This window comes from Candidatus Erwinia dacicola (assembly GCF_001756855.1).
In the GTDB taxonomy this organism is placed as follows: Bacteria; Pseudomonadota; Gammaproteobacteria; order Enterobacterales; family Enterobacteriaceae; genus Erwinia; species Erwinia dacicola.
In genome coordinates, this window is sequence record NZ_MAYS01000253.1 from 1 (window position 1) to 3,753 (window position 3,753).

At 56.8% G+C, this 3,753-nt stretch carries 3 protein-coding genes; 2 read left to right on the plus strand and 1 reads right to left on the minus strand.

Annotated features, from left to right (window positions below; all coding sequences use genetic code 11):
* The coding region (locus BBW68_RS07670) for an IS6 family transposase (protein WP_148127594.1) at positions 1–368 on the minus strand (368 nt) is incomplete at its 3' end.
* A gap of 141 nt (positions 369–509) precedes the next feature.
* On the opposite strand from BBW68_RS07670, the gene glyQ reads away from it, so the two are divergent.
* Complete coding sequence (gene glyQ / locus BBW68_RS07675) at positions 510–1,421, plus strand: glycine--tRNA ligase subunit alpha (RefSeq protein ID WP_070134681.1); 912 nt, start codon at positions 510–512, stop codon at positions 1,419–1,421.
* A gap of 9 nt (positions 1,422–1,430) precedes the next feature.
* The gene (gene glyS / locus BBW68_RS07680) at positions 1,431–3,500 is read left to right on the plus strand and encodes a glycine--tRNA ligase subunit beta (protein ID WP_070134683.1); all 2,070 of its coding nucleotides are present in this window, start codon (positions 1,431–1,433) and stop codon (positions 3,498–3,500) included.
* Positions 3,501–3,753: the final 253 nt, after the last annotated feature.

The following is a 3,753-nucleotide window of genomic DNA, read 5'->3' on the forward strand; positions in this document are numbered from 1 at the left end:
AGAAGTTTACCCATAAAGCGATAGGCGGCTTTGGTGTGACGACGTGAAGACAGGTAAAAGTCAATGGTGCAGCCCCTGCTGTCGACGGCGCGGTACAGATAAGCCCAGCGTCCGTTGACCTTCACGTAGGTTTCATCGAGATGCCATGAGCCAAAACCGGAAGGTTGACGCCAGTACCAGCGCCGCCGCTTTTCCATTTCAGGTGCAGAACGCTGAACCCATCGATAAATCGTGGTGTGATCGACATTTACCCCTCGCTCCGCCAGCATCTCCTGCAGCTCACGATAACTGATGCCATATTTGCAGTACCAGCGGACGGCCCACAGGATAATATGACGCTCAAAATGTCGACCTTTAAATGGGTTCATGTGCTGCTCCTTCAACTAAACAGTGGCATCAGTTTACCATCGCCAGATCTTTGCAACAGTGCCCCTTTTGGTATTAGGCCCGGTCAAAGGGTATACTGACGCCTACTTTTTATCACCACTCGTATCGAGTGCGAAATCATCATGCAACAGTTTGATACCAAGACCTTTCAGGGCCTGACCCTGACCTTACAGGATTACTGGGCGCGCCAGGGCTGCACCATCATCCAGCCGCTGGATATGGAAGTGGGCGCGGGCACCTCCCACCCAATGACCTGCCTGCGCGCGCTCGGTCCCGAGCCGACGGCGGTTGCCTACGTGCAGCCTTCGCGCCGACCAACCGATGGCCGCTACGGCGAAAACCCGAACCGCCTGCAGCACTACTACCAGTTCCAAGTGATCATCAAGCCATCGCCGGACAATATTCAGGAGCTGTACCTCGGTTCATTAAAAGATCTGGGCATGGATCCGACAATTCACGATATCCGCTTCGTGGAAGACAACTGGGAAAACCCAACTCTGGGTGCCTGGGGTCTGGGCTGGGAAGTGTGGCTGAACGGCATGGAAGTAACGCAGTTCACCTACTTCCAGCAGGTTGGCGGCCTAGAGTGTAAGCCGGTAACCGGCGAGATCACTTATGGTCTGGAGCGCCTAGCGATGTATATCCAGGGCGTCGACAGCGTTTACGATCTAGTGTGGAGCGATGGTCCGCTGGGTAAAACCACCTACGGCGACGTGTTCCATCAGAACGAAGTGGAGCAGTCCACTTACAACTTCGAATACACCGATGTCAACTTCCTGTTTACCTGCTTCGAGCAGTACGAGAAAGAGGCGCGGAGCCTGCTTGCGCTGAAGAAACCGCTGCCGCTGCCGGCCTACGAACGTATTCTGAAAGCCGCACATAGCTTTAACCTGCTGGATGCGCGTAAAGCGATTTCCGTCACCGAGCGCCAGCGCTATATTCTGCGCATCCGCACCCTGACGAAAGCCGTGGCTGAAGCCTACTATGCCTCTCGCGAGGCACTCGGCTTCCCGATGTGCAATAACAAAAAATAAGAGACAGTCATGACTGATAAAACTTTTCTGGTGGAAATTGGCACCGAAGAACTACCTCCAAACGCGCTGCGCAGCCTTGCCGAGTCGTTCGCTGCCAACGTCACCGCTGAGCTGGATGCTGCGGGCCTAGCCCACGGTGAAGTGAGCTGGTTCGCGGCTCCGCGCCGTCTGGCACTGAAAGTCGCTAATCTGAGCGCCGCGCAGCCCGATCGCGAAGTAGAAAAACGTGGCCCGGCAATCCAGGCAGCATTCGACCCCAAGGGCGTGGCGACCAAAGCAGCCGAAGGCTGGGCACGCGGCTGCGGCATCACCGTTGACGAGGCCGAGCGTCTGAGCACCGATAAAGGCGAGTGGCTGATGTACCGCGCACAGGTAATGGGCGAAAGCGCCCAGGCTCTGCTGCCGGCTATGATTGCCACCTCCCTCGCTAAGCTGCCGATCCCGAAACTGATGCGCTGGGGTGCTTCCGAGGTGCAGTTCGTGCGCCCGGTCCACACCGTAACGCTGCTGCTGGGCGATGAGCTGATCTCGGCGAAAATCCTCGGTATCGACTCTGCCCGCACTATCCGCGGCCACCGCTTTATGGGCGAGCCGGAGTTTACCATCGATAACGCCGACCAGTATGCGCAGATCTTGGTAGAACGCGGCAAGGTGCAGCCGGACTTCGAAGCGCGTAAAGCGATGATCAAAGTCGGTGCAGAAGAAGCTGCCGCGCAGATTGGCGGCGTGGCCGACCTGAGCGAAAGCCTGCTGGAAGAAGTGACCTCCCTAGTTGAATGGCCGGTCGTGCTAACGGCGAAGTTTGAAGAGAAGTTCCTCGCGGTTCCGGCGGAAGCGCTGGTCTATACCATGAAGGGCGACCAGAAATATTTCCCGGTGTACGACAACGCGGGCAAGCTGCTGCCGAACTTTATCTTCGTCACCAACATCGAGTCGAAAGATCCGCAGCAGATTATCTCCGGTAACGAGAAAGTGGTGCGCCCGCGTCTCGCCGACGCCGAGTTCTTCTTCAACAGCGACCGTAAGCGCCGCCTAGAAGATAACCTGCCGCGTCTGGAGACCGTGCTGTTCCAAAAAGAGCTGGGTACCCTGCGCGATAAGACTGACCGTATTCAGGCGCTGGCGAGCTGGATCGCCGCACAGATTGGCGCAGATGTGAATAACGCCACCCGTGCTGGACTGCTCTCCAAGTGCGACCTGATGACCAACATGGTGTTTGAGTTCACCGACATTCAGGGCGTGATGGGCATGCACTACGCGCGTCACGACGGCGAAGCCGAAGACGTGGCGGTGGCGTTGAACGAGCAGTATCAGCCGCGCTTTGCCGGTGACGATCTGCCGTCTAACCCGGTAGCCTGTGCGCTGGCGATTGCCGATAAGATGGATACCCTTGCGGGCATCTTCGGGATTGGTCAGCATCCGAAAGGCGATAAAGACCCGTTCGCACTGCGCCGCGCTGCGCTCGGCGTGCTGCGTATTATCGTTGAGAAGAACCTGCCTATCGACCTGCAAACCCTGACGGAAGAAGCCGTGCGCCTCTACGGCAGCAAGCTGTCGAACACCAAAGCGGTGAATGAAGTGATCGACTTTATGCTCGGTCGTTTCCGCACCTGGTATCAGGAAGAAGGCCACAGCATAGATACTATCCAGGCCGTGCTGGCACGTCGCCCGACCCGCCCTGCTGACTTCAATGCCCGTATGCGAGCGGTGTCTCACTTCCGTACGCTGGATGAAGCAGCCAGCCTAGAGGCTGCCAACAAGCGCGTCTCCAACATTCTGGCGAAGGCAACCGAGCCGCTCAACGACAGCGTGCAGGCGTCGCTGCTGGAAGAGAATGAAGAGATTAAGCTGGCGACCTACGTCTCCGCACTGAGCAGCAAACTGGCACCGTTCTTCGCCGAAGACCGTTACCAAGATGCACTGATCGAGCTGGCGCAGCTGCGTGAAGCGGTGGATAACTTCTTTGATAAGGTGATGGTCAATGTTGAAGAGAAAGAAATGCGTATCAATCGTCTGACGCTGCTGGCGAAACTGCGCGAGCTGTTCCTACAGGTGGCGGATATCTCGCTGCTGCAGTAATCTTTGCGGGGTGACCGGAAAAGAGGGTCCGCCCCTACATGATTGAGGTTGCCCCGAAGCGGGGAGCGGCAACCATTTTTTCCGGTCACCCCGTGTTCCATTCATCCCTTTTTACAATTACTCCTTGCCCTTGGCACCTCATTTCCCTACTCTGTGCGGTTTTTGCCAACTAGGTAGACACTATGCAATCCTCTAGATTCGCTGTCAAAGCAGCTAACACCCCGTGTAGTGGCCAACTAATACTGGCCACAGC